Consider the following 21,750-nt stretch of genomic DNA (forward strand, 5'->3'; position numbering starts at 1 on the left):
TATTGTCTGCCGAGCCTGCGCATTACCGTGCGCAGGGGAGGGCAGCGAAAAGAGGAATCTTCTTATGAAACACATCATTGCAGTTTTGCTGGAAAACGAGCCGGGCGCTCTTTCCCGCGTGGTCGGCCTGTTCTCGGCGCGCGGCTACAACATCGAAAGCCTCACCGTCGCTCCGACGGAAGACCCCAGTCTTTCACGCATGACGATCCAGACCACCGGCTCCGACGACGTCATCGAGCAGATCACCAAACACCTGAACCGCCTGATTGAAGTCGTCAAGGTCGTGGACCTGACCGAAGGGTCCTACACCGAGCGCGAGCTCATGATGGTCAAGGTGCGCGCGGTCGGCAAGGAGCGCGAAGAGATGAAGCGCATGGCTGATATATTTCGCGGGCGAATCATCGACGTGACGGAGAAAAGCTACACCATCGAGCTGACCGGCGACCAGTCCAAAAACGATGCTTTCCTGGAAGCCATAGACCGCAGTGCGATCCTGGAGACGGTGCGAACCGGCTCCAGCGGCATCGGCCGCGGTGAGCGAATCTTGCGGGTTTGATTTAAGTTGTCCGTGCGCGCGTTTCGACAGGCTCAACGCGAACGGATTTTGAGTGGCGATATGCGTTTACCGTTCGCCCTGAGCCTGTCGAAGGGCATTTTCGCCAATACCTATTCTGGAGAGAAAAATGAAAGTTTTTTACGACAAAGATTGTGATTTGAGCCTGATCAAGGGCAAGACAGTCGCCATCATCGGCTACGGCAGCCAGGGCCATGCCCACGCGCAAAATCTGAACGACAGCGGCGTGAAAGTGGTTGTCGGCCTGCGCAAAGGCGGCGCTTCGTGGCCCAAGGTCGAAAAAGCCGGCCTCAAGGTCGCTGAAGTCGCCGACGCGGTCAAAGCCGCTGACGTGGTCATGATTCTGTTGCCCGACGAACAAATCGGTGCGGTCTACAAGAACGACGTAGCTCCCCATATCAAGCAGGGCGCTTCCCTGGTGTTTGCCCACGGTTTCAACGTGCACTACGGAGCCGTGATTCCACGCGCCGACCTCGACGTCTGGATGGTCGCCCCGAAGGCCCCTGGCCACACGGTGCGCAACACCTACGCCCAGGGTGGCGGTGTGCCTCACCTGGTCGCCGTGCACCAGGACAAGTCCGGCAAGGCCCGGGACCTGGCCCTGAGCTATGCCATGGCCAACGGTGGCGGCAAGGCCGGCATCATTGAAACCAACTTCCGCGAAGAAACCGAAACCGACCTGTTCGGCGAACAGGCCGTTCTGTGCGGCGGCACTGTCGAGCTGATCAAGGCCGGCTTCGAAACGCTGGTGGAGGCCGGTTACGCCCCTGAAATGGCTTACTTCGAATGCCTGCACGAGCTCAAGCTGATCGTCGACCTGATTTATGAAGGCGGCATCGCCAACATGAACTACTCGATCTCGAACAACGCTGAGTACGGCGAATACGTGACGGGCCCGAACATCGTGACTTCGGCCACGAAGGACGCGATGCGCAAGTGCCTGAAAGACATTCAGACCGGCGAATACGCCAAGAGCTTCTTGCTCGAAAACCAGGCCGGCGCGCCAACCCTGTTGAGCCGCCGCCGCCTGAATTCGGAGCACCAGATCGAGATCGTGGGCGAAAAGCTGCGCGCCATGATGCCCTGGATCGCCAAAAACAAGCTGGTCGATCAGACCCGCAACTGATCGAAGCCCGTCAGGGCTTTGTCCTGCAAAAAGCCGCGCAAAGGTCCTGCGCGGCTTTTTTTCTGTTCAGTGCATGCTGGACAGGTCGGATGTTGAGGGTTGAGCAGACTGACCTTGGTATCCTTGGGGCTCGAGTCGATGGCTTTGCTCCGCAGAGGAAAGTCCGGCTTTTGGATGGCATCCATGGGTGCTATGAAATTGATAGCTGTTTGCGCGCACCAGTTGTGCCTCAGGAGTGTTTTATGCATGATGGTGAAGATTCGGCGTTGCCCACCGAAGCGGTGGTGATACGCAAGCGTCGCAAGGGCATTTATATATTGCCCAATTTATTCACGCTGGCCGCCTTGTTTGGTGGCTTTTACGCCATCGTGATGGCCATGAACGGGCGCTTTGACCAAGCCGCCATAGGCGTGTTTTGCGCCATGATTCTCGATAGCCTGGACGGCCGCGTCGCCCGCATGACCAACACCCAAAGTGCGTTTGGCGAGCAGATGGATTCGCTCTCTGACATGGTGTCTTTCGGTGCTGCACCTGCCTTGATTGCCTACGTCTGGGCCTTGACCAGCCTGGGCCGCTGGGGCTGGATAGGTGCTTTCGTGTATTGCGCATGCGCGGCGCTGCGGTTGGCGCGCTTCAATGTGAACACCGCGGTGGTCGACAAGCGTTTCTTCCAGGGTCTGCCATCGCCGGCAGCAGCTGCCCTGGTGGCGGGATTTATCTGGCTGATGACGGATGCGGGTATCAGCGGACTTGAAGTGCGGTGGATTACCTTCGGCCTGACTTTGTATGCAGGTTTGACCATGGTCACCAATGTGCCGTTCTACAGCTTTAAGGACGTGCAAATGAAGCGCAGCGTGCCGTTTGCGGCGATTGTGCTGATCGCATTGGGCATTGCCGTCATCAACATTCATCCGCCCACCGTGATGTTCGGGTTGTTTGTGCTCTATGGCCTCTCCGGTTACGTGCTGTACGGCTGGCGCAAGGCCAAGGGCCAGCAGACCAGCGTCATCTCCACGTCGACCGACGAACCTGATGAACGCGGACTCCACAAGTAATTGTGGTACATTGACCCGATGAAAAAAATTTCGCTAGCACTACTGCTATCTGCCAACGGGCGGAGACGGTAGCGCACGCGTACACCTGATTCAACGGCCCGTTTGCACCAGCAACGGGCCGTTTTTCTTTGGGTTGCTGGTTTTTGATTGAGAGGAAAACCATGTTGAAGCAACCCGCCAGCAAGTATCCCGCCTTCGCACCCATTGCCTTGCGCGACCGGACCTGGCCCGACGCCGTTCTGACGCAAGCGCCTGTCTGGCTCAGCACCGACCTGCGTGACGGCAACCAGGCGCTGATTGAGCCTATGGACATGGCTCGCAAACTGCGGATGTACGGGCAATTGCTGCGGATTGGCTTCAAGGAGATCGAGGTCGGTTTTCCCGCTGCGTCGCAAGTCGAATTTGATTTTGTGCGTCACCTGATTGACAACGACCTGGTTCCCGACGATGTCACCTTGCAGGTCATGACGCCGGCCAAAGAGCCGTTGATACGCCGCACGATGGAAGCCGTGGCCGGCGCTAAACGAGTGATCGTGCACCTGTATAACGCCACCTCTCCAGTGATGCGTGAGGTCGTCCTGGGCATGAGCCCGGACCAGATTGTGGAATTGGCCACCAGCCATGCGCGGCTGATCCAGGACCTGGCCCGCGCCCAGCCCACGACGCGCTGGACTTTCCAGTATTCGCCGGAGCATTTTTCAGGGACCGAGCTGGCGTTTTCGCGGCGTGTGGTCGATGCCGTCACCGAGGTCTGGAAGCCTACGGCCGAGCACCCGTGCATCATCAACCTGCCCACCACGGTAGAGCATTCGACGCCTAACGTTTTTGCCGACATGATCGAATGGATGCATCGGCACATTGCACGGCGCGACGCAGTGGTGCTGTCGGTGCACCCGCACAATGATCGGGGCACCGGCGTTGCGGCCGCCGAACTGGCGTTGATGGCCGGTGCGCAGCGGGTTGAAGGCTGTCTGTTTGGCAACGGCGAGCGCACCGGCAATCTTGACATCGTCAACGTGGCGCTGAATCTGTATACCCAGGGCGTGCCGCCTGAGCTTGACTTCTCCAGCATCGATGAGATCCGCCGGACCGTGGAGCACTGCAACCAGTTGCCGGTGCATCCGCGTCACCCCTATGTCGGCGAGCTGGTGTACACCTCGTTTTCCGGTACCCACCAGGACGCCATCAAAAAAGCCTTCGCGGTACAAAAAGAAGGCGCCGCCTGGGCTGTTCCCTACTTGCCCATCGACCCCAAAGATCTGGGGCGCAGCTATGAAGCGGTGATTCGCGTCAACAGTCAGTCGGGCAAGGGCGGCATCGCGTATCTGCTCGAAAGCGAATATGGCCTCGAATTGCCGCGCCGCCTGCAGATCGAATTCAGCCAGGCGGTGCAGGCCGTGATGGACAGCGCCGGCAAGGAGCTGACTGCGCAGGATTTGTGGCAGCTGTTTGAAGCCGAGTACGCGGTGGCCGGAATCGCCGCACCCCAGGTGCAGCAAACCGTATCCGGCGGCTGTGTGGCCTTGACTGCGCAGGTGCAACTGGGTGGCCAGACGCGCGAGATCGCCGGGCAGGGGGCCGGGCCGATTGAGGCCTTTGTGAACGGCCTGAATGCCGCGCTGGGCTGCACGGTGCGCGTGCTGGACTACCATGAGCATGCGCTTGGCTCTGGCGCCGACGCGCGCGCGGTGGCTTATCTGGAGCTTCGCATCGACGAGCGCTACACGGTGTTCGGCGTCGGGATGGACGCGAATATCGTCTCCGCTTCGCTGAAGGCCATTCTGTCCGGATGGCAGCGCGCCCGGGTGCGCAAGGCTTCAGGCGAAAATACGGCTTGCACCGCCTTGGCATCGTCTACCTAAGAATTTTTCAGGAGTTCCCCATGACCGACAAACTCATCATTTTCGACACCACTTTGCGCGATGGCGAACAATCGCCCGGTGCCTCCATGACCAAAGACGAAAAGCTGCGAATTGCCCGCCAGCTGGAGCGCCTCAAGGTCGACGTGATTGAAGCCGGCTTCGCCGCCAGTTCCAATGGCGATTTTGAATGCGTTAAAGCGATTGCGGAGGTCGTCAAGGACTCGACCATTTGCTCCCTGGCACGTGCCAACGACCGCGACATCTCGCGCGCCGCGGAAGCCCTGAAACCTGCCAAGTCGGGCCGCCTGCATCTCTTTTTAGCCACCAGTGCGCTGCACATGGAAAAGAAGCTGCGCATGACACCGGACCAGGTGTTCGAACAGGCCAAGCTTTCGGTGCGCTTTGCGCGCAACCTGATGGCCGACATCGAGTTCAGCCCCGAGGACGGCTATCGCTCCGACCCGGACTTTTTGTGCCGTGTACTGGAGGCGGTGATCAATGAGGGCGCCACGACCATCAACGTGCCCGACACCGTGGGTTATGCGATTCCGGAGCTCTACGGCAATTTCATCAAGGACCTGCGCGAGCGCATTCCCAACAGCGACAAGGCGGTTTGGTCCGTGCACTGCCACAACGACCTGGGCATGGCCGTGGCGAACTCCCTGGCTGGTGTGAAGATCGGCGGCGCGCGGCAGGTCGAGTGCACCATCAATGGTTTGGGTGAACGCGCCGGCAATTGCTCGCTGGAAGAAATCGTGATGGCGGTCAAAACCCGTAAAGACTATTTTGGTCTTGACCTGGGGATTGACGCAAAACACATTCTTGCCACCAGCCGCATGGTGAGTCAGACCACCGGATTTGTCGTGCAACCGAACAAGGCCGTGGTCGGCGCCAATGCGTTTGCGCATGCTTCGGGCATTCACCAGGACGGCGTGCTCAAGGCGCGCGACACCTATGAAATCATGCGTGCTGAAGACGTGGGCTGGAGCGCCAACAAGATCGTGCTGGGAAAACTTAGCGGACGCAATGCATTCAAGCAGCGTCTGCAGGAGCTGGGCGTTTCCATGGAAAGCGAGGCCGACACCAACAATGCGTTCGCCAAGTTCAAGGAACTCGCAGACCGCAAGAGCGAAATTTTTGACGAAGACATTCTGGCGCTGGTGAGCGACGAAAGCGCTTCGCACAGCAATGACCAGTACGGTTTTGTCTCGTTGTCGCAGCACAGCGAAACCGGTGAACGACCCCAGGCCCACATTGTTTTTACCGTGGCAGGCAAGGAGGTCAAAGGCGAATCAGACGGCAACGGCCCGGTCGATGCTTCCCTCAAGGCGATTGAATCACTCGTGAAGAGCGGTGCGGAAATGGTCCTTTACTCAGTCAACGCCATCAGCGGTTCCACCGAAAGCCAGGGCGAGGTCACAGTGCGCTTGCAAAACAGTGGGCGCGTCGTCAACGGCACCGGCGCTGACCCCGACATCGTGGTGGCGTCAGCGAAGGCCTACCTCAGTGCGTTGAACAAACTCCAGAGTAAAGCTGACCGGGTGGCCGCGCAAGGATAATGTAACAAGTCAAAGGAAAATATCCTTTATATTCAATGACTTAAGGTTGTCTCTTGCTGCAAATAGCAATTTAAATCGTTAAATCGATCACAGGTCAGCGCATTTTTAGGAAAGTCACGCAAGTTTTTGATATTGCGTGACTTTTTCTATTTGTATACACTCCAGCCATCCCATTCATTGCATTCCACCGCGGGCAATACCACCATGTCTCATCTGATTTTCAATCGCGCATTAAAAATCGTTGGATTCATGGCCCTGATCGCCGCCTTTGCAGTGCCAGCCGCGAATGCGGCAACCGCCAAAAACACCATTGTCAAAAAGCAGCACGCCTCTTCCAGGACGGCGGCTTCCAAAAAAGTTATTTCCACGCGCAAGAGCGTACGTTTTGTTGCAAGTACAAAACGCAGAAGCATCATTCGAGCTTCCATTCCGGCTAAACCATCCTTCGGCCAGATTGCCGGTTTGCACGGCTCGCAAGATCCTCTGGAACTTAAATCCAGCGTCGCATTGGTGATCGACCAGGACACACGTGAAGTGCTCTTCAGCAAAAACGATCACGCCGTGTTGCCAATAGCGTCGCTGACCAAGCTGATGACCGGTGTGATCGTCAGTGGCGCCAAATTGCCGATGGATGAACTGATCACCGTCACCCAGGACGACGTGGACACCGAAAAGGGAAGCAGCTCGCGCCTCAAGGTTGGCACCACGCTCACGCGCGGTGAGCTGCTGCACCTGGCGTTGATGTCCAGCGAGAACCGTGCAGCGCACGCGCTGGGCCGTACCTATCCCGGCGGTATGGGCACCTTTGTGAGCCTGATGAACGCCAAGGCAAAAATGCTGGGCATGACCGATACCAGTTATGTGGAGCCCACAGGCCTGTCCAGCCGCAACCAGTCCAGCGCGCAAGACCTTGCCACGCTGGTCAACGCCGCACACGGCGACCCTATGCTGCGGGAACTCTCCACGTCCACGGGTTACCAGGTTGCTGTCGGTCGCCGTACGCTGCAATACAACAACACGAATCGTTTGGTGAAGAACCCGGAGTGGGATATCGGCCTGCAAAAAACCGGTTATATCTCTGAAGCTGGCCAGTGCCTGGTCATGCAGACCAAAATTGCAGGCCGCAAGCTGATCATGGTGTTCCTGGATTCCGCCGGCAAGCTGAGCCGTCTGGGTGATGCCGAGCGTGTACGCCGCTGGGTAGAGTCGAACCCTGTCGCCGAACCCAAAGTGAACGTCAGCACTTCTATCAAGCAGGTGAACGGCTGACTCTTCCCCGCGGCGCCGCCTGCTATCGTATTTATAGCTGCTTGCGCACGTCCTGATTGGGCTGCAGCCTCTTTTTACTTGGGTTTATAGCCCAGCGCGGCTGAAATCTCATTCGCAGTCGCCTGCAGCTTGGGCAACCAGTGTTCGTCCAACCGGTCAGCCGGGGCCGAAATCGACAAGCCCGCTATCAGCTTGTTCTGGTCATCGTAAATGCCTGCGGCCATGCAGCGCACTCCCAGTTCCAGTTCCTCGTTATCGCGCGCAATGCCGTATTGGCGCGCTTTGGAAAGCTCGCGCTCCAGAATCGGCAATTGGGTGATGCTGTTGCGCGTTTGTCCGGGAAGCCCGGTACGCGTTGCATAGGTGCGCAGGCGTTGCGGGTCGTCAAACGCCAGGAACAGTTTGCCCACTGACGTCAAATGCAGCGGCGCGCGGCCACCGATGGCGCGCACCACCTGCATGCCGGAGCGCTCGCTGTAGGCGCGTTCCACGTACACGATTTCGTCGCCCTGGCGCATGCTCAGGTTGACCGGTTGCTGGGTGAGCTTGTGCAGCTCCCGCATCGGCAATAGCGCTGCATCGCGGACGTCGAGGCGTGCCTTGACCAGGTTGCCCAGCTCCAGCAGGCGCATGCCCAGCCGGTAGCTGCCCGCCGCCGGACGATCCACAAAACGGCCGGTGGCCAGATCATTCAAAATGCGGTGTGCCGTGGAGGGGTGAAGTCCCGATTTCTCGCTGATTTCCTTGAGCGACAGCGCTTCTTCGCGATTCGCCAGGATTTCCAGCAGCGTGAACATCCTTTCGATGACCTGAACGGTCGGCGTGGCGGGGAGGGCAGAGTCGGGCTTTTTCATGTGCAGGCTTTCTCTGCAAATTTTACCCTGTGAAATTCAAGTGGTGTCAGGCAAGTTGTCAGGCGCTGGCCCCTGTGAAACCGTCCACTGCCCATCGATCAGCACCTCGTGGGGCCTGAACCCCGCCTTGTAGTTCATTTTGGGGCTCTCGGCGATCCAATAACCGAGGTAGACATAGGGCAGATCCAGACGCCTGGCCTGCTCGATCTGCCAAAGCACGCTGTAGTTGCCGTAGCTTGCGCGGCCATCCGGCTCATAAAAGGTGTAGACCGCGGAAATGCCGTCTTCCAGCACATCCAGAATGGACACCATCTTCAGCGCACCAGGCTCGCCGTTAGGCAGGCTCTCGCGAAACTCCACAAGGCGCGAGTTCACGCGGCTTTGCAACAGGAACTGCGTGTACTGGTCGATGCTGTCATGGTCCATACCACCACCCGCATGGCGACCGTTCTGGTAGCGCAGATAAAGCTGGTAATGCTCCGGCATGAAGCAAAGTTTAAGAATGCGGGCCTGCAGCGTCTGGTGGCGCTTCCAGGCGCGGCGCTGGCTGTTGTTGGGGCTGAAGCTGCCCACGGGCACCCGCAGCGGGACACAAGCCTGGCATCCGTCGCAGTAAGGGCGGTACGTGAACATGCCGCTGCGCCGGAATCCGTTGGTCACCAGGTCCGAATAGGCGTCGTTGTGAATGAGGTGACTGGGTGTGGCAACCTGCGAGCGGGCCTGTTTGCCCGGCAGATAGCTGCATGGGTAGGGCGCCGTTGCGTAGAACTGCAAGGTGTGCAGGGGCAGGTCTTTGAGATGTGTCACGGTAGGTCCAGGGTTCCCTTCGTTCCCGTCGTCAGTATCTGATTCCAGTATACGGGCTCAAAGCGCCAGCCGGGCCCCGTTTTATGCACGCTTTTTTCAAGGTGGGCGGCAAATTCTGGCCGGCCGATTTCTGCCGCGCCCAGGGACGCCAGATGCCGGGTATTTTGCTGGCAGTCGATCATGGAGATATCGTGCGCACGGCAAAACGCCACCAGCGCCGACAGCGCGATCTTGGACGCATCGGTCTGGTGCGCAAACATGGACTCGCCGAACACCATGAGCCCCAGGTTGACGCAATACAGCCCGCCCGCAAGTTCTCCGTCGATCCAGGTTTCCACGCTGTGCGCATGGCCCGCACGATGAAGGCCGATGTAAGCCTGCACCATGTCAGGAACAATCCAGGTGCCGGGCTGACCTGCGCGCGGTTGGGCCGCACAAGCGCCGATGACGCGTTCAAACGCGCTGTCAAACCTGATTTCGCAGCGGGGCTGATCCTGAAAGTGAGCCAGGGTTTTCCGTAGCGACCGGTGCAGTTTGAAGTTGCGCGTCTGAAGCACCATGCGGGGGTTGGGGCTCCACCAAAGTGCCGGCTGGCCCAGGCTGTACCAGGGGAAAATACCTTGTGAGTACGCTTCGACCAAGGTAGGAACATCCAGAGCGGCGCCGGCCGCCAGCAGGCCCGGCGCCGGGTCATGGGGTCCCCATGCCTCACCAAGCGGCGGGAAGCGCTCCCCGGCGGCAAGCCAGGGCACCGGGCGCGGCAGTGCTTCCATGCCTAAAAGCGCCTCGGCATGAAGCCATTCAAACAATCGACCATGAAGGGCATGCGCACATGGTAGCCGAGCAGATTGTGGTGAGCAGGCCGAGACACACCGCAACCACGAAGGGTACATCGATTGCTATGAATTTAATAGCTGCTTGCGCTCGATGGGAAAGGGCTACAGGGTGAATAGGTCATTGAAGCTCTGGTGGCTCGACTACCGCTCTCCGTTACGACACAAAGACGGTGGGGCGAGGCGACTACCGCAGCCTTAAAAGCTGGAAAATTGACGCTATAATCTTAGGCTGTATTCCTCAATAGCTCAGTTGGTAGAGCGCCGGACTGTTAATCCGTAGGTCCCTGGTTCGAGCCCAGGTTGAGGAGCCATATAAGCCGTACTGGCATTGAAGAGCCCGCTATCGTTTTGATAGTGGGCTTTTCTACTTTTAGACGTTTTATTAGACAGCTGTCCAATATCCAGTGATTTACTTCGGGGCCGAGACAGGTCGAATTGCCGCTGAAGCTGCGGTTATTGGTTGTCCGATCGGGCCCCCATCCGCGATCGGCTCTGATCGTTTGACTGTGGTGCCAAGCGCGGAATACACCTTGTGCGTAGCCACAAAAAATAGCGCATAGGAGCTTGCTCCGCACAGGACGGCCAGCACGACGAATGCCACAGCGCAACGATGCCAAATTTTTGTTGTACGCGCGACGGTGCTATCAGCTTCAAGCTTGTAGAAACCCTGCGAGAGGTATCTTGTTGCGGTGGCGACGCCGGCCGCCCCCAGTCCCCACATGAACATCAGCCAAGCCTCGCCTAATGGCGTTAGCAAATGGATCGATTGTGCAGATGGCGCCGTCTTCAGCCAGTCTGCGAACAAGGCCAGCAATGCAGCCGCGGCCCCGCCGTTTATCAGCAGAGCGCTTTTAAGTGCCGTTTGGCCTGTTTCCAGCACAGCCTTCAGCATCTCGGCGTTCTGTGAGGCGCTGTACGAAAGTTGCGCCTTCCACACCTCGACCTCGAAATTCACCATTTCAGGTGTGCGGATCCCCGCCTCTAAAGTATTTTCAGTTTTCATCAGCCCTCCCGTATTCCCATGACCACCATGTTGGGCGCGGCGGTCTCACGCCAGCGCTGTTTGATATAGGTTTCTGTCATCGTCTGGTTGGCGTGGCCCAGCAGCTGCTGAATCTCGGCCAGCGGGATCTTGGCCAGGTAATACATGTCCGTGGCGCCCTTTCCCTTCAGGTCCCGGAAACCGAACGACTCCATGGGAGCTTGGCCGCGGGCCTTCCGGCGCACGTTGGCCGTCTCGATTGACCGGCGCAGCATGGATGAAATCCCGTCGTACGTGTACTTTTCGCCCTTCAAGGTGGCCACCAGCGGCGCCCGCAGCCGGCGCACCTTGCCGTCAGGCTTGGGCAGCAGCAGATCCAGTTCCGCGCTGAAGGCAATCTTCATCCGGGTTTGCGTCTTGTGCTGCTCGAACACCAGAAAGCGCTTTCCACCCTCGGTCGCTATCACGGTGTCGTCCCAAAGGACGATGTCGCTTTCCGGCCGCTGCAGGGTCCGGTAGGTCAGTTCCATCAGCAAGCGCTCGGCGCGTGTCGCCACCACGTAGACCTGGTTATATTCCTCGTGGGTGACGTAGCGCTGGCGCTTCGACTCTGGGTTGGGCTTGACGCCACTGCGCTGCATGCAAGGATTGATTTGCAGGCCGGGGCAGTGCTTATTGCGCAGGATCCAGCTGAAGGCGGCCGACAGGCAGGCCTTGAACCGGTTTCCCTGTACGGCGTTGCCCAACTCGGCGCAGTCGTCGAGGAAGTCCTGCACCATGTCCGGGCCCACGTCCAGCGGGGTGATCGGCGGCGCGAAGTAAACCCGCAGAGGGCCCGGCTTCGCCGGGGTGTCTGGTTTGCCGTTCCTGCCGGGCCTGGGGGGTGTGCCGACGATGGCGGCCTTGTAGTCCTCATAAGTGCGCTGGGCCAGCTTGATGCCCTTGACGGTGGACTTCAGGGCGACGCGGCGCTCGCAATCAATAAGGAACTGGTCCAGCCAGTACACCAGGGTGCCGTGCAGGCTGTCGGGGTCGTTGTAAACCTTGGCCTTGCGGTTGGCCTCTTCCTTGTCAGCGCTAAGGCGCTCCCAGCGGCCATCGCGGTGGACGTAGTGAAACGCCCCGTTTTTCGGGTAAACGCGCTTTTCGAGCCCGCTGTCCTGATCTTTTCGTCTCCTGCCCATGGTCGCCATATTACGCCCGCTTTCCGCCCATGATGGCGCGCAGGCCGGCACGGTTGGCTTTCGGCGCTGGACCAGCTTCGACCGCATGGGCAAACTGGACCGCCTGCTCGACGCCGCCGAAAATCCGGTCCAGGTTCGCCTGCAGCACCTTTGGCGTACCGTCAGTGGCCTCGATGACGGTCAGGCCCATGTCGCGCAATCGACGCACTTTGGCGGCTTTTTGCTTCAGCTTGGGGCACAGCTCACTGAGCACCGATTCATCGACCCACGGTGCTGCCATCATTCGCTCCAGGACAAGCAGCCACGGCTGGTACGGCAGCGGCCGGTACTGAGCCCATCGCTGGCCCGCACGGTGTAGTGGATGGTTCCCTTGCAAAGGGGGCAGGGCGTTGTGCTGGTGACGTCGTGCACCGGCTTGTAGGTCGGCGGCGCGCAGTGCACAGACTTGACGGCATTGAGGGCGCGCGCGATGGGCCCTGCGGTGCGGTTGAAGGCGGCGGTGGTCATCCGGCTTCCCTTTCGGCATCTGAGCGCAGGCCGAACTTTCCGCTTTCCACGCCCAGGACAGCAGCCAGCAGCATCGGGTCGGCGTCGGCCCAGACCCGACCCTCGGGCGACATCAGCACCCATTTGGTCGGCTTAAGACCGCGCAGGCGCTCCAGCGCCTTTGTCAGCTCGTCGAGGTTCGGCATCACAGCCCCAGAGGTTCCGGCTGTCGTGGTGAAGCCTTCAGCTCGCTGGCATGGGCCACTCGCGCAGCTGTGCGTGCAGTACGCGTTGGCGATCCAGCAAACTCGGATCGGCGCGCTCATGGTTTGCTCACGTTGATGGCGAAAACGGTTACCGCCGCTGGGCCGAAGTGGGGATGCGTGATCGTCTTGATGACGTAGCCGCAGTAGGGCAGCTCTATGCGCTTCTTCGCGTCCAGTCGCTGGGGGTAGCCCAGCGTGAGCACCAAGGTGTCGTACAGGCGATGCACCAGCCGCTTGCGCCAGTAGGGTGTCACCAGCCGGTATTCCTCTGTCTTGGTGCCCGCAGCGATGGCATGGAAGTAGACGGCCTTCACGGGCAGGTACAGGGTACTTCCCATGATCACAGTCCCGCTTCCGGGCGCCAGGCAGGATGCTGCGTCGACCGGCGCCAAAACATGGCTTCGTCTCCGCGCATCATCATGAGATGGGCCACAACGTCATCGGTTGGCGTCATCGCGCCGGCCCATGAACGGGCGTAGTAGGCGATGGGGTGCATGCACAGCGCGCACAGGATCGTGCTCTTGGCTCCCTCGGCGCGAATCGCCACAGTGGGCTTCAGGCGCCGGAACAGGTAGTACACCCCGGAGCGCTTGCTGGACTCGATGAACGTGCCGGTCAGCATGTACTGCTTGAACTGCCGGTGGCTCACCAGCGTGCCCAGCATGTGTACGGCATTGCTTTCCTGCTCGATGCCCCAGGCGTCGGCGCAGTTGAGGGTGGACATGGCAAAGGCCAGCGAATGAAACGCGGGCTTGGCGCCCCACGTCAGGGCGCCTGACGCGTCGCGGAACACCACGACGTCACAACGGCGACTGCTGCTGTACCAGGTGTTCACCTCCACACAGCCGTCGTCTTCGTCGCGCTCGGGCTTGCCCATTGCCATCAGCTCAAGCGCCTTCGGATAGTTCGGCTCCACCACGAGCTGCTCGCCGGCCAGCGGCATGGGGATACCCGCCCAGTCACCGCGCTCCCGCGACAACTTCCGGAGGCGGCGGATCATGTCGCGCACGATGCGCGCTGCCCGGATCCGTTCAGCCGGGTTTTTAGGGTCGAACGACAGCTTGGTGTCACCGTCGCCGACGTTGAGGATGCCGACAGAGCCAGCATCGCTTGAAAGGCTCGGAATCATGGGGATACCTCCTGCAGCGCTTCATCCCGCGCCACGTTCAGCTCGGCCATCTTGTCGTGGTCACCGTCTGGGCGGTCCGTGTGGTACTGGCTGGCCAACTGGCGGTAGCGCTTGTCGATCAGAGCGCGCTCGACCTTGCCAAACCCATAGTCGAAGACTTCCCGCCAAGGGCGCTTCATGCCGGCCACGATGGGCGCAGGCAGGGCGGTGAATCCGGTAAAGGCCCTGTCCAGAATGGCGGCACCGCCGTGTCGCTCAATGGCGCGCATGGCTTCGATGGTGGCCGCCAGCGCAGCGATGTTCTGGGCAACGTCGCTGTAGCGGTCAATTGCCATGCACCTGTCTTTACCCATGTCGCGCCAGTAGACGGCCACGCCCGGGTCGGTGGGCTTGCGCTCGCCGCTGCGCGGACGCCCGGTCAGTGTTGGCTGCACGTTCGAGCTGATGATCACGTCGTCTTGGCCGACAGCCATGCGCAGCAGCTCTGCCAACAGGCGATCAACCGCGCCTGCGACTGTGATGGCCTCCGAAGCGCGACCATAGTCCTTGGTTGAAAACCGGCCGGCTTCCCGGCGGTGGCCGGGAGTGCGTTTCCAGCCCACCGGCCAGGTTAAAGGGTAGTTCGTCGGGTTCATGCCTGAACCTCCTGCACGGTCACCTTGACCGCGCGCAGCAGGCCCCTGCGCCGGCGCTGTGCAATCTCTGCAAGCCACGCCTCGGCAACGTGTTCGCCGGAGAATTTCTTCCAGGCGTCTTTCTGGAGCTGGCTGACTGTGGTGTAGTCAATCCATTGCCTGCCCCGACCATGGATCGGGGTAACTTTGATGGCCCAGAGCGTCATGTGGTCCTCAGTTCTGAAAAGGTGAACCGCCCGGCTACTACCCCGGCCCCATCGCAAGTTGAATTAAAGATAGCCATGCGTGGGTCTAGCTGCGGTCCGTAGTTGGTCATGATGGTCAGTCGATCAGCACGGTGACGCGCTCCGCCGCGCGAGTGATCGCGGTGTACTGCCAGCGTGCGGCGTTTTCCTTGAACACCGCGCTCTCGTCGACGACGAAGACGTTGTCCCACTGGCTGCCCTGTGCCTTGTGGCCAGTCAGCGCCCAGCCAAAGGTGAACTCATCGTTCTCGCGCTTGATGCGCCAGTCGAGATCCTGCTCGGTTCCGAGAAAGAATTGGCGCGGGATGTTGACGTCAACCTCCGGGCAGGCGTCATCGTCTAGCGACTCCACGCGCAGGTCGATGAAGTCACCCGAGTCGCCCAACTTGGTCGGTTTCCAGAGGGAGCCATTGAGCAGGCCCTTCTCGTGGTTGTTGCGCAGGCACACCAGACGGTCACCCATCACCGGGAAACGGTCCTCGAACTCCTTGAGCTGGCGAATGCGACGGTTGTAGCCCTGACGGGTCTTGTTCATTCCCACCAGCACCTGGTCAGCTTTCAACACTTCTTCGCCGTCCACGTCCGCACGCTGGATGATGCGACTGGTGCCGTACTGCCCGGGCTTCAGGCGCATGCCGTTGCGCACGTCCATCGACAGCCGGATGATGGGGTTGTCCTTCGCCTGGCGGTGGATCTCGGTCAGCAGTACCTCGGGCTTCGGCGTGTCGAAGAAACCTTCACCCCGGATGGGCGGCAGCTGGAACGGATCGCCCAGCACCAGAATGGGCGTGTTGAACGACAGCAGGTCTTTGCCCACGGTGCCGTCGACCATTGAAACCTCGTCGACGATCACCAGGGCGGCACCACGAACCGGACTGTCTTTGTTCAGCCTGAATTTGTGCGTTCCGGTGCGCTCGTCCTGCTTGGTTTTGTAGATAGCGCTGTGGATCGTGCTCGCGCCATCACAGCCCTTTTTCTTGAGCACCAGCGCGGCCTTTCCGGTGAAGCACATGAATAGCACGTCGCCCTTGACCATGGCCGCGATTTCTTTGGCCAGGGTGGTTTTGCCGGTACCGGCATAACCGAAAAGGTGGAAGACCTGCGGGCGTGTCTTCTTCGGCATGGCTATCCAGGCCTTGACCGCGTGCAAGGCTGCATCCTGCTGGGGCGACCAGTCGAGTACTGTGCTCATGATGGGAATCCGTTGTGTTCGGTGCCGTCCAGCAGGCGGCCGGCGGCTTTCTTACCTAGCTTGACCACGGGAAGCAACTCTTGATGTGCGCGGCCGTCTTCGTAGTAGCCACTGATGACGGTGGTTCCTGCGATGGCTTTCTCGCCGGCCGGATCTAGTGGTGCGAGCGTTGGGAGGTGGCTGTGCGATTCGAGCCACGTGGGCCCCCACTCGCCCCATTGTTTAAATAGAAAGGGCACCGCAGCCGCTGCACACTGGTCGCGCAGAGCTCGGTACCAGTCAGGATGCGATGGCCGCGCGCCCGGGCCGCTTTCGCCGCCGGCGATGACCCAGTCCAGGCGTGGACCGTCGCCCATATGTATCGAGGCTCCGCGCGCCAGATCCGCTGGGGTCACATTGCGCAGCCATTGCCCACTCAAAGCGTCCTGCAGGTCGCCATTCTTCTGGCGCAGCACCAGGTCCACCGGCCCCAACAGTGGCTCCATGCTCAGGAATCGCTTTGCCGCCGGCGTGGCCAGCAGCTTGGGAATGTCTCGGTCGGCCTCGGCCTGATTGACGATGGTGGCGCCCAGCCAGACATTGGAGGGAAGCGGGTCGCGGATGTCGATGATCGCCCGCATCATGGGAATCACGTTGCCAATGCGCTTTGTCAACACTAGCCAGTCGAGATTCGGGGTGTCGGAGATCAGACGGAAAAGGTCCCTGCGCCACTGAGGATCGACCTCGTTGTCGAACACGTCGGCCAAGCTGGCGCAGAAGACCCGCTGGCGGCGGCCGTGCTGGGCGAAGAACTCGGCATGCGCGTCGTTCCACTTCAGCGGTTGCCTCCAGTTACCGGCCGTGGTGCGCACGCGCGGTGCGCCCGGGCCCCATTTGCCCACTTTGTCGCCAGCTCGCTTGGACCATGATTCGGCGTAGCAGTGGTCGCAGCCACCTCCACCCGTTGCGGCCGTGCTGACCTTCGTGCAGCCAGTCCATGGGTTGAAGGTGTGGTCTGCCCACTCGATTTTTGTGTTTTCGCTCATACTGTGACTTTCAAACAAGGGAGAGAGACATGTCCTACTTCGCCATTACCCAAATTCACCTGAACGGAGAGCGCATTGATCGGGTCAAGCTGCACCAGGTGGAGCTGTTGGGCACCAATGAGTTCGGCCTTGATGAGGGCACCGACACGCCGGCCTCGGAGGTCGCCAGCATGATCAAGGGCGCTGATCGCGTATTTGTCGCCGTTCCGGGTGCGCCTGGTGAGTACGTCAAGGCTGACGAAGTGACGTGTGCGGAGGGTAGCGACGACCTCCTTTCGGTGGCCATCATTGGCAGGTCGTCCACGCGGCTGCACGAACTGCCGCGTTACTAAGGCGCCTTCGAGATGGTCTACAACGTGTGGGAAACCTGTTTCTTTGTTCCCGGCTTTAGCCAGTCGAGCTGCGCGAGCTGGGCCCAGGCATGGGGTACTTTTGTGGCCGTCGTGGTCACCCTCGTGCTTGCAACCCGGGAGCAGAGACGGATCCGTAAAAGCGATCTGGCGGCGGGGAAAATTGTTATTGCGGCCGTGAAGCTCGTGCTGGCGCGCTCGATGACCAAAGTTGACGAACTGGGCACTGACGTTGTGCTGCGCCTCAACGATCAAGCCTATTTCCCGTTGCCCGTACACGTTGGCCAGCTTCGTGAGATTCAGTGGCCCAGCCAGGAGCAACTCCTGATAGTCGGCAGGGTCAACCCGGATGCCGCAGTGGCGCTGGCGCAGGCCGGCGTGCTTTTGGCGTCGATCAAAGAAATTCTCGAAAGCATGGTTGATCAAAGAGGGATAGAGGCCTTGCCCCATCAAAGCGTCCTTTTCAATCTGCGACCAGTTGTCACTTCCACGTTCGACTTGATGCGGACAGCGTGGGAGAAATTGCTGCCGCATTGACTGAAAAGTTTTCATACCGAATAGCCCGGCTGGTCGACGCTGATGGCGATGGCCAGTGGCCGCACCCAAATGGGCTTGGCCGACAACTGGAACGTCTCGCCGGCCCAGACCCCCAGCAGTGTTTCGCCCATCACCTCGGCGATTGCCTTTGCAGCTGCCCGCGGCACGGCGTTGCCGATGCCTTCGCGCCAGCGCTGATCACTGTTGCCAGCCATGCTGAACATGTGCGCGCGGTGATACTCGCTGACCTCGGCCGCCATCTGTGCGTCGGCTGGCCAGAGTTCGTCGGGATCAAAAAGCGACTGAAGGCCGGCCAGGTCCAGCGTGGTGAAAGGGCGGTGCCAAGTGCCATCCAGCGCCTGAATGCGGCACACCAGCTTGTCAGTGGGCTTGGGCATGATGATCTGCTCGGGCCCGCCTTGATCGCGCGGGTCAGCCAGCGACCAGTGGCCGTTATCGTGGCCGGCAGCTGATGCCACGGCATAGCTGGTCTGATCCCAGCGCACCACGCCATAGTGCCCGCCCGTCAGGTAATGGTCACCTTTGCCACGGGCCATGTTCGGCTTCGGGTCTGCCACTGCGAACGCGCCTTCCCCGCTGGTGCTGCCTGCGATCACGGCGCGCGCGGTGCCGTTGTAGGGCGTGACGTGGTGCTTGCCGTGCAATTTCTTGGCGTCGACTCCGCCGCGTGGGTCGGAGACGGCCTGCCCGGATCCGTGGGCGCTGGAGACGGTCTGGGCGGTCCTGTCCCACCCGACGATGCGGAACTCGTTGGAGTGCTTCGGCGCGCCGGTGTGCTGGGGGTCCGCCACGCTGTAGGCGCCCTGACCGGGGTTTTGTTGGCCGCCGATCGTGCCGGTGTGATCAGCCCACCTGTGAACGCCCAAGGCCTGACCGTCTTTCCACTTTGTGGACTGAACAAACTGCGGATCAGCGACCGAGAACTTGCCGTTGCTGGGCAGCGATTCGCCGGCGACAGCGCCGGGGGTTTCCTCCCAGCCCATGACGCCATACCCGTTGGAGTAGAGCTTTTTGTTGGGGTCGGCCACTGAGAACTTTCCGTTGGTCGGCAAGCCCCTGCTGGTGATGGCGCCGGTGGAGTCTTCCATGCGGTTGACCCCCAGACCACCGTTCTGCATGTTGGGCACGATCAGGTAGTCACGCAGCTGGCCATCCTCGACCGCGAGCTTGGACAAACTACGCCAGTCGCTGCCGGCCTCGACAAAGGCCAGGCGAACCCAGGTTTTCCACTGCAGGGCAGGGATGCGGTGCATCGGGCCGCCAGCGGGATCGCCCGGCAGTGGCATGCGGCCCAGCACGTCACCCACAGCACGTAGCGGCTTTTTGTCGGGCTGATAGAGGAATGCTGGCACCTTCTCCATGTGGCGGGCCACGAGCAGGAATCGATTGCGGCTTTGGGCCAAACCGCCAATCTCGCCGCAGTCGTGCTTTGTTTCTGCAACCGCGTACCCGTAGGCTCGCAGCATGCTGGTGATCTGGTCCAGCAGGTGCCGGCCGCGCGTTGCGATGCGCGGCACGTTCTCGAACAGCAGCAGCTCGATCGGATCGTCTTTGTAGGCCTCCAACGTGAGCCAGATGCCGCGCAGCGTCAGGCGATTTAGGGCCTGATATTTGTCGGTGAGGGATTTCGTTTCAGAAAGCAGACCGCTGAAGCCCTTGCAGGGCGCCGACAGAAAGACGATGTGCGGGCGCTCGAAACCAAAGGCCTTGTGGATCGCCATGGTGCCGGCTTCACGCCACCCTGGGGGCGGCATGTGGCCATGAAATGCGAGGTATTGCTCATAGTCGAACAGGTCCACCACTGTGCCGGCCGTGCACGTCAGGCGCCCAAAGTCGTCAATGGCCAGGGCGTCGTTGTCGATGCCGCCGATGCAGCGAAACTTGCCAACCATGGGCCCGACCTGCGGTATGGCGTCGTTAAAGCCTGCAGCGCCGGAGCCAATGCCACAGAACAGGTGGCCGTGGCGGATCTCGCGTTGGTCGATCATTTCTTCTTTCCTGCAGCCATGGCCGCGTCAATAAGTGGTTGCGCGTCGATGCGCGGCAGGGCCTTGTCTAAGTTGGCCAATTCGAGAAAGTCGGCTGTGCTGAGCCGCACCGTCACCGGAAACACGTGTTTGGGCCTTGTGGCTCGCAGGTCAAAGCAGATGCGAGGTGCCAAGTACACGATGCGAATGAACCCGTAGCTCCAGCCATCGAGCAGGCCGCCCACGATCACCCCGTGCTGGGGGAACTTGAGCTGCTTGACGCTGACCAGAGCCTTGGGCATTTCGTGCTCAGCTCGTGGCGTGGCTGGCTGCCAGGGCTTGCTCGGGGGTCAACACCTCATCGCCGCCGCCGCCTTCGTTCTTGCTGCCATCAGCATTCACGGGCAGGGGGTTCTTGAGCTGATCCTTGGCGGCCGGCTTCTGCAGCTTGGTGACGTTGCCGGGCGCTCCCGTGGGTTCTTGCGGCTCGTCGGGCAGCAACGGCTTATCCTTGACGATCTCCGGTGCAGACAGCTCAATGTCGATGTCGTGCTGGTGGAGCACAGCCAGTTCGCCCAGGATCTCGGCGTCGACATCGGTGGTGAAGAAAGTGAAGAACACCTGTGTTGTGCCGCCTTCCTTGGGCACCAACTTGAAGCCGTGCACCTTGCCGTCCCGGAGTTTGATGTTTCCGTCGCCAGTGACGCCCTGGTAGATGTGCAACGTGCTGCCCGTCTGCTCGTCCTTCCAATGCAGCTCGCCCAATTTAGAACCGGCTTCGCGCAGCTGGGGCATGTCGGAAACGACCTCGACGCCATCGAGTACCTGCTGCTTGGCGGCGGCGGCGCCGTTCTTTTCGTAGAGAAACCCCTTGAGGAGCTTGTCGAACTGCGTGAGCACCGTGTTCGACATGGTCGCCATGATGCGCAGGGCAACGGCGGGCACGGTGTGTTTCTGGCCCATCTTGTGGGATTGGATCTTGACGTTGCAGAGCTTGGCTTTTGCCTTGCCAGCGATTTCGAAGCGCATGGTGATTCCTTGGTAGTTGAGAGAGGGACTGGGCTCAGGCCGCGAGCTTCTGCGGCGCCAGGGCGTCCTTGATGGCGAAATACACGGTCTTGCAGCCCTGGACGTCGCCACTGGCGCTGTGTGCGCCTTCCATCGTCTGACCGGTGAAGTGGTGATACGCCTCGGTGAGCTTGGGCAACTTGTTGCCGGGCAGCTTGGTGAAGGGCTTGGCCTTCCAGCAGGTGCAGAAGCCGGCCTTTGCCTTCCACGCGTCGGAGGGCATGCTGCCTTCGACCTGCGGGGCCAACGGATCCAGATTGCGCTTGATGCCGATGCGAACCATGCGGCGGTCAAACTGTTCGTTATGAGCGATCACCACTTCGGCTTGGGCTGCCATGGCCATCAGCGCGCCGATTACTTCCGTCTCTGGTTCGCCTTCGGCAAGAGCCCGCTCCGTGGTGATGCCGTGGATGTTCACGCACTCCTGCGGGATCTCCCAGCCCTCGGGCTTGACGATCTTGTGCATGGTGGCCACGACCTCGCGGGTTTCCAGATCGACCAGCTCGGCATACAGCTCGACGAGGTGCGGCTGGTCGGGGTGCTCGCTGGGCTCTTTCCACAGCGGAAGACCGGTGGTTTCCGTGTCATAGAACATGCCCAGCACTGCGGCCGCGACGGGCGTGGTGTTGAGGGTTTGAGCTGGTGCGTCAGCGGTTGCAGTTGCGTTGGTGTCTTCCATGATTTCCTTGGGGTTGTTGAGGGGAAGCGAGAAAATGCGGCC

General features: G+C 60.5%; 27 protein-coding genes and 1 tRNA gene. 9 read left to right on the top strand and 19 right to left on the bottom strand.

Annotated features, from left to right (window positions below):
- Window positions 1–64 precede the first annotated feature (64 nt).
- Window positions 65–556 carry an acetolactate synthase small subunit gene (gene ilvN, locus ABI546_RS22485; RefSeq protein ID WP_011483239.1) on the top strand — a complete coding sequence of 164 codons (492 nt, stop codon included), beginning with the start codon at window positions 65–67 and terminating at the stop codon, window positions 554–556.
- Window positions 557–683: 127 nt separating this feature from the next.
- Entirely contained in the window at window positions 684–1,700 is a 1,017-nt protein-coding gene (gene ilvC / locus ABI546_RS22490; RefSeq protein WP_348050421.1) for a ketol-acid reductoisomerase, read from the top strand.
- Here ilvC and ABI546_RS22495 read toward each other — a convergent pair.
- Complete coding sequence (locus ABI546_RS22495) at window positions 1,685–1,885, bottom strand: hypothetical protein (protein WP_348050423.1); 201 nt, start codon at window positions 1,883–1,885, stop codon at window positions 1,685–1,687. The two genes, ilvC and ABI546_RS22495, sit on opposite strands and share 16 nt — an antisense overlap.
- Window positions 1,886–1,942: 57 nt before the next feature.
- On the opposite strand from ABI546_RS22495, the gene pssA reads away from it, so the two are divergent.
- From pssA to pbpG, 4 genes are all read left to right on the top strand, one after another.
- Window positions 1,943–2,755, top strand: coding sequence for a CDP-diacylglycerol--serine O-phosphatidyltransferase (pssA, locus tag ABI546_RS22500; RefSeq protein WP_348050424.1), 813 nt, complete (start codon window positions 1,943–1,945; stop codon window positions 2,753–2,755).
- A 161-nt stretch (window positions 2,756–2,916) separates the two neighbouring features.
- Window positions 2,917–4,617 (top strand): 2-isopropylmalate synthase, encoded by a 1,701-nt coding sequence (gene leuA, locus ABI546_RS22505; RefSeq protein WP_348050425.1) that lies wholly within the window; start codon window positions 2,917–2,919, stop codon window positions 4,615–4,617.
- A 20-nt stretch (window positions 4,618–4,637) separates the two neighbouring features.
- Complete coding sequence (locus ABI546_RS22510; RefSeq protein ID WP_348050427.1) at window positions 4,638–6,176, top strand: 2-isopropylmalate synthase; 1,539 nt, start codon at window positions 4,638–4,640, stop codon at window positions 6,174–6,176.
- A gap of 204 nt (window positions 6,177–6,380) precedes the next feature.
- Window positions 6,381–7,445: a D-alanyl-D-alanine endopeptidase gene (gene pbpG / locus ABI546_RS22515; RefSeq protein WP_348050429.1), complete on the top strand. Its 1,065-nt coding sequence runs from the start codon at window positions 6,381–6,383 to the stop codon at window positions 7,443–7,445.
- Between the two features lie 74 nt (window positions 7,446–7,519).
- On the opposite strand, the gene ABI546_RS22520 is transcribed toward pbpG, so the two are convergent.
- The 3 genes from ABI546_RS22520 to aat are packed head-to-tail and all read right to left on the bottom strand — an operon-like array spanning window position 7,520 to window position 9,879.
- On the bottom strand, window positions 7,520–8,299 hold the full coding sequence (locus tag ABI546_RS22520; RefSeq protein WP_348050431.1) for an IclR family transcriptional regulator: 780 nt from the start codon (window positions 8,297–8,299) through the stop codon (window positions 7,520–7,522).
- Window positions 8,300–8,335: 36 nt separating this feature from the next.
- Window positions 8,336–9,106, bottom strand: coding sequence for an arginyltransferase (locus tag ABI546_RS22525; RefSeq protein ID WP_348050433.1), 771 nt, complete (start codon window positions 9,104–9,106; stop codon window positions 8,336–8,338).
- Window positions 9,103–9,879 (bottom strand): leucyl/phenylalanyl-tRNA--protein transferase, encoded by a 777-nt coding sequence (aat, locus tag ABI546_RS22530; protein WP_348050435.1) that lies wholly within the window; start codon window positions 9,877–9,879, stop codon window positions 9,103–9,105. Before aat ends, ABI546_RS22525 begins: the two co-directional genes overlap by 4 nt.
- A 298-nt stretch (window positions 9,880–10,177) precedes the next feature.
- Here aat and ABI546_RS22535 point away from each other — a divergent pair.
- Window positions 10,178–10,253: transfer RNA gene (locus ABI546_RS22535), tRNA-Asn, on the top strand.
- A gap of 98 nt (window positions 10,254–10,351) precedes the next feature.
- Here ABI546_RS22535 and ABI546_RS22540 read toward each other — a convergent pair.
- The 11 genes from ABI546_RS22540 to ABI546_RS22590 all read right to left on the bottom strand — a co-directional run bounded on the left by ABI546_RS22540 (window position 10,352) and on the right by ABI546_RS22590 (window position 17,086).
- The gene (locus ABI546_RS22540) at window positions 10,352–10,945 is read right to left on the bottom strand and encodes a hypothetical protein (RefSeq protein ID WP_348050437.1); all 594 of its coding nucleotides are present in this window, start codon (window positions 10,943–10,945) and stop codon (window positions 10,352–10,354) included.
- Window positions 10,945–12,108 carry a tyrosine-type recombinase/integrase gene (locus ABI546_RS22545; protein ID WP_348050439.1) on the bottom strand — a complete coding sequence of 388 codons (1,164 nt, stop codon included), beginning with the start codon at window positions 12,106–12,108 and terminating at the stop codon, window positions 10,945–10,947. The genes ABI546_RS22540 and ABI546_RS22545 overlap by 1 nt, the downstream gene beginning before the upstream one ends.
- Window positions 12,109–12,118: 10 nt before the next feature.
- Window positions 12,119–12,388 carry a hypothetical protein gene (locus ABI546_RS22550; RefSeq protein WP_348050441.1) on the bottom strand — a complete coding sequence of 90 codons (270 nt, stop codon included), beginning with the start codon at window positions 12,386–12,388 and terminating at the stop codon, window positions 12,119–12,121.
- Window positions 12,388–12,615 (bottom strand): hypothetical protein, encoded by a 228-nt coding sequence (locus ABI546_RS22555; protein WP_348050443.1) that lies wholly within the window; start codon window positions 12,613–12,615, stop codon window positions 12,388–12,390. Before ABI546_RS22555 ends, ABI546_RS22550 begins: the two co-directional genes overlap by 1 nt.
- Window positions 12,612–12,920 (bottom strand): hypothetical protein, encoded by a 309-nt coding sequence (locus ABI546_RS22560; RefSeq protein WP_348050445.1) that lies wholly within the window; start codon window positions 12,918–12,920, stop codon window positions 12,612–12,614. The genes ABI546_RS22555 and ABI546_RS22560 overlap by 4 nt, the downstream gene beginning before the upstream one ends.
- Window positions 12,917–13,198: an ASCH domain-containing protein gene (locus tag ABI546_RS22565; protein WP_348050447.1), complete on the bottom strand. Its 282-nt coding sequence runs from the start codon at window positions 13,196–13,198 to the stop codon at window positions 12,917–12,919. Before ABI546_RS22565 ends, ABI546_RS22560 begins: the two co-directional genes overlap by 4 nt.
- A gap of 2 nt (window positions 13,199–13,200) precedes the next feature.
- Complete coding sequence (locus tag ABI546_RS22570) at window positions 13,201–13,989, bottom strand: hypothetical protein (RefSeq protein WP_348050449.1); 789 nt, start codon at window positions 13,987–13,989, stop codon at window positions 13,201–13,203.
- Window positions 13,986–14,624: a hypothetical protein gene (locus ABI546_RS22575; protein ID WP_348050451.1), complete on the bottom strand. Its 639-nt coding sequence runs from the start codon at window positions 14,622–14,624 to the stop codon at window positions 13,986–13,988. Before ABI546_RS22575 ends, ABI546_RS22570 begins: the two co-directional genes overlap by 4 nt.
- Window positions 14,621–14,830, bottom strand: a complete 210-nt coding sequence (locus ABI546_RS22580; RefSeq protein ID WP_348050453.1) for a hypothetical protein — start codon at window positions 14,828–14,830, stop codon at window positions 14,621–14,623. The genes ABI546_RS22575 and ABI546_RS22580 overlap by 4 nt, the downstream gene beginning before the upstream one ends.
- A gap of 115 nt (window positions 14,831–14,945) precedes the next feature.
- Window positions 14,946–16,061, bottom strand: coding sequence for an ATP-dependent RecD-like DNA helicase (locus ABI546_RS22585; RefSeq protein WP_348050455.1), 1,116 nt, complete (start codon window positions 16,059–16,061; stop codon window positions 14,946–14,948).
- The gene (locus ABI546_RS22590; protein WP_348050457.1) at window positions 16,058–17,086 is read right to left on the bottom strand and encodes a phage Gp37/Gp68 family protein; all 1,029 of its coding nucleotides are present in this window, start codon (window positions 17,084–17,086) and stop codon (window positions 16,058–16,060) included. The genes ABI546_RS22585 and ABI546_RS22590 overlap by 4 nt, the downstream gene beginning before the upstream one ends.
- A gap of 29 nt (window positions 17,087–17,115) precedes the next feature.
- On the opposite strand from ABI546_RS22590, the gene ABI546_RS22595 reads away from it, so the two are divergent.
- Together ABI546_RS22595 and ABI546_RS22600 are read left to right on the top strand one after the other, a co-directional pair.
- Window positions 17,116–17,418 (top strand): hypothetical protein, encoded by a 303-nt coding sequence (locus ABI546_RS22595; protein WP_348050459.1) that lies wholly within the window; start codon window positions 17,116–17,118, stop codon window positions 17,416–17,418.
- Between the two features lie 12 nt (window positions 17,419–17,430).
- Window positions 17,431–17,973 carry a hypothetical protein gene (locus tag ABI546_RS22600; protein WP_348050461.1) on the top strand — a complete coding sequence of 181 codons (543 nt, stop codon included), beginning with the start codon at window positions 17,431–17,433 and terminating at the stop codon, window positions 17,971–17,973.
- A gap of 11 nt (window positions 17,974–17,984) precedes the next feature.
- Here the strand turns inward: ABI546_RS22600 and ABI546_RS22605 are convergent, their stop codons facing one another.
- The 4 genes from ABI546_RS22605 to ABI546_RS22620 are packed head-to-tail and all read right to left on the bottom strand — an operon-like array spanning window position 17,985 to window position 21,708.
- Entirely contained in the window at window positions 17,985–19,982 is a 1,998-nt protein-coding gene (locus ABI546_RS22605; protein ID WP_348050463.1) for a DNA cytosine methyltransferase, read from the bottom strand.
- Window positions 19,979–20,263: a hypothetical protein gene (locus ABI546_RS22610; protein ID WP_348050465.1), complete on the bottom strand. Its 285-nt coding sequence runs from the start codon at window positions 20,261–20,263 to the stop codon at window positions 19,979–19,981. The genes ABI546_RS22605 and ABI546_RS22610 overlap by 4 nt, the downstream gene beginning before the upstream one ends.
- A 7-nt stretch (window positions 20,264–20,270) precedes the next feature.
- Entirely contained in the window at window positions 20,271–20,990 is a 720-nt protein-coding gene (locus tag ABI546_RS22615) for a hypothetical protein (protein WP_348050467.1), read from the bottom strand.
- Between the two features lie 34 nt (window positions 20,991–21,024).
- Window positions 21,025–21,708: a 3'-5' exonuclease gene (locus ABI546_RS22620; RefSeq protein ID WP_348050469.1), complete on the bottom strand. Its 684-nt coding sequence runs from the start codon at window positions 21,706–21,708 to the stop codon at window positions 21,025–21,027.
- Window positions 21,709–21,750 lie beyond the last annotated feature (42 nt).

It is taken from the genome of Polaromonas sp., assembly GCF_039932935.1.
Lineage (GTDB): Bacteria > Pseudomonadota > Gammaproteobacteria > Burkholderiales > Burkholderiaceae_C > Polaromonas.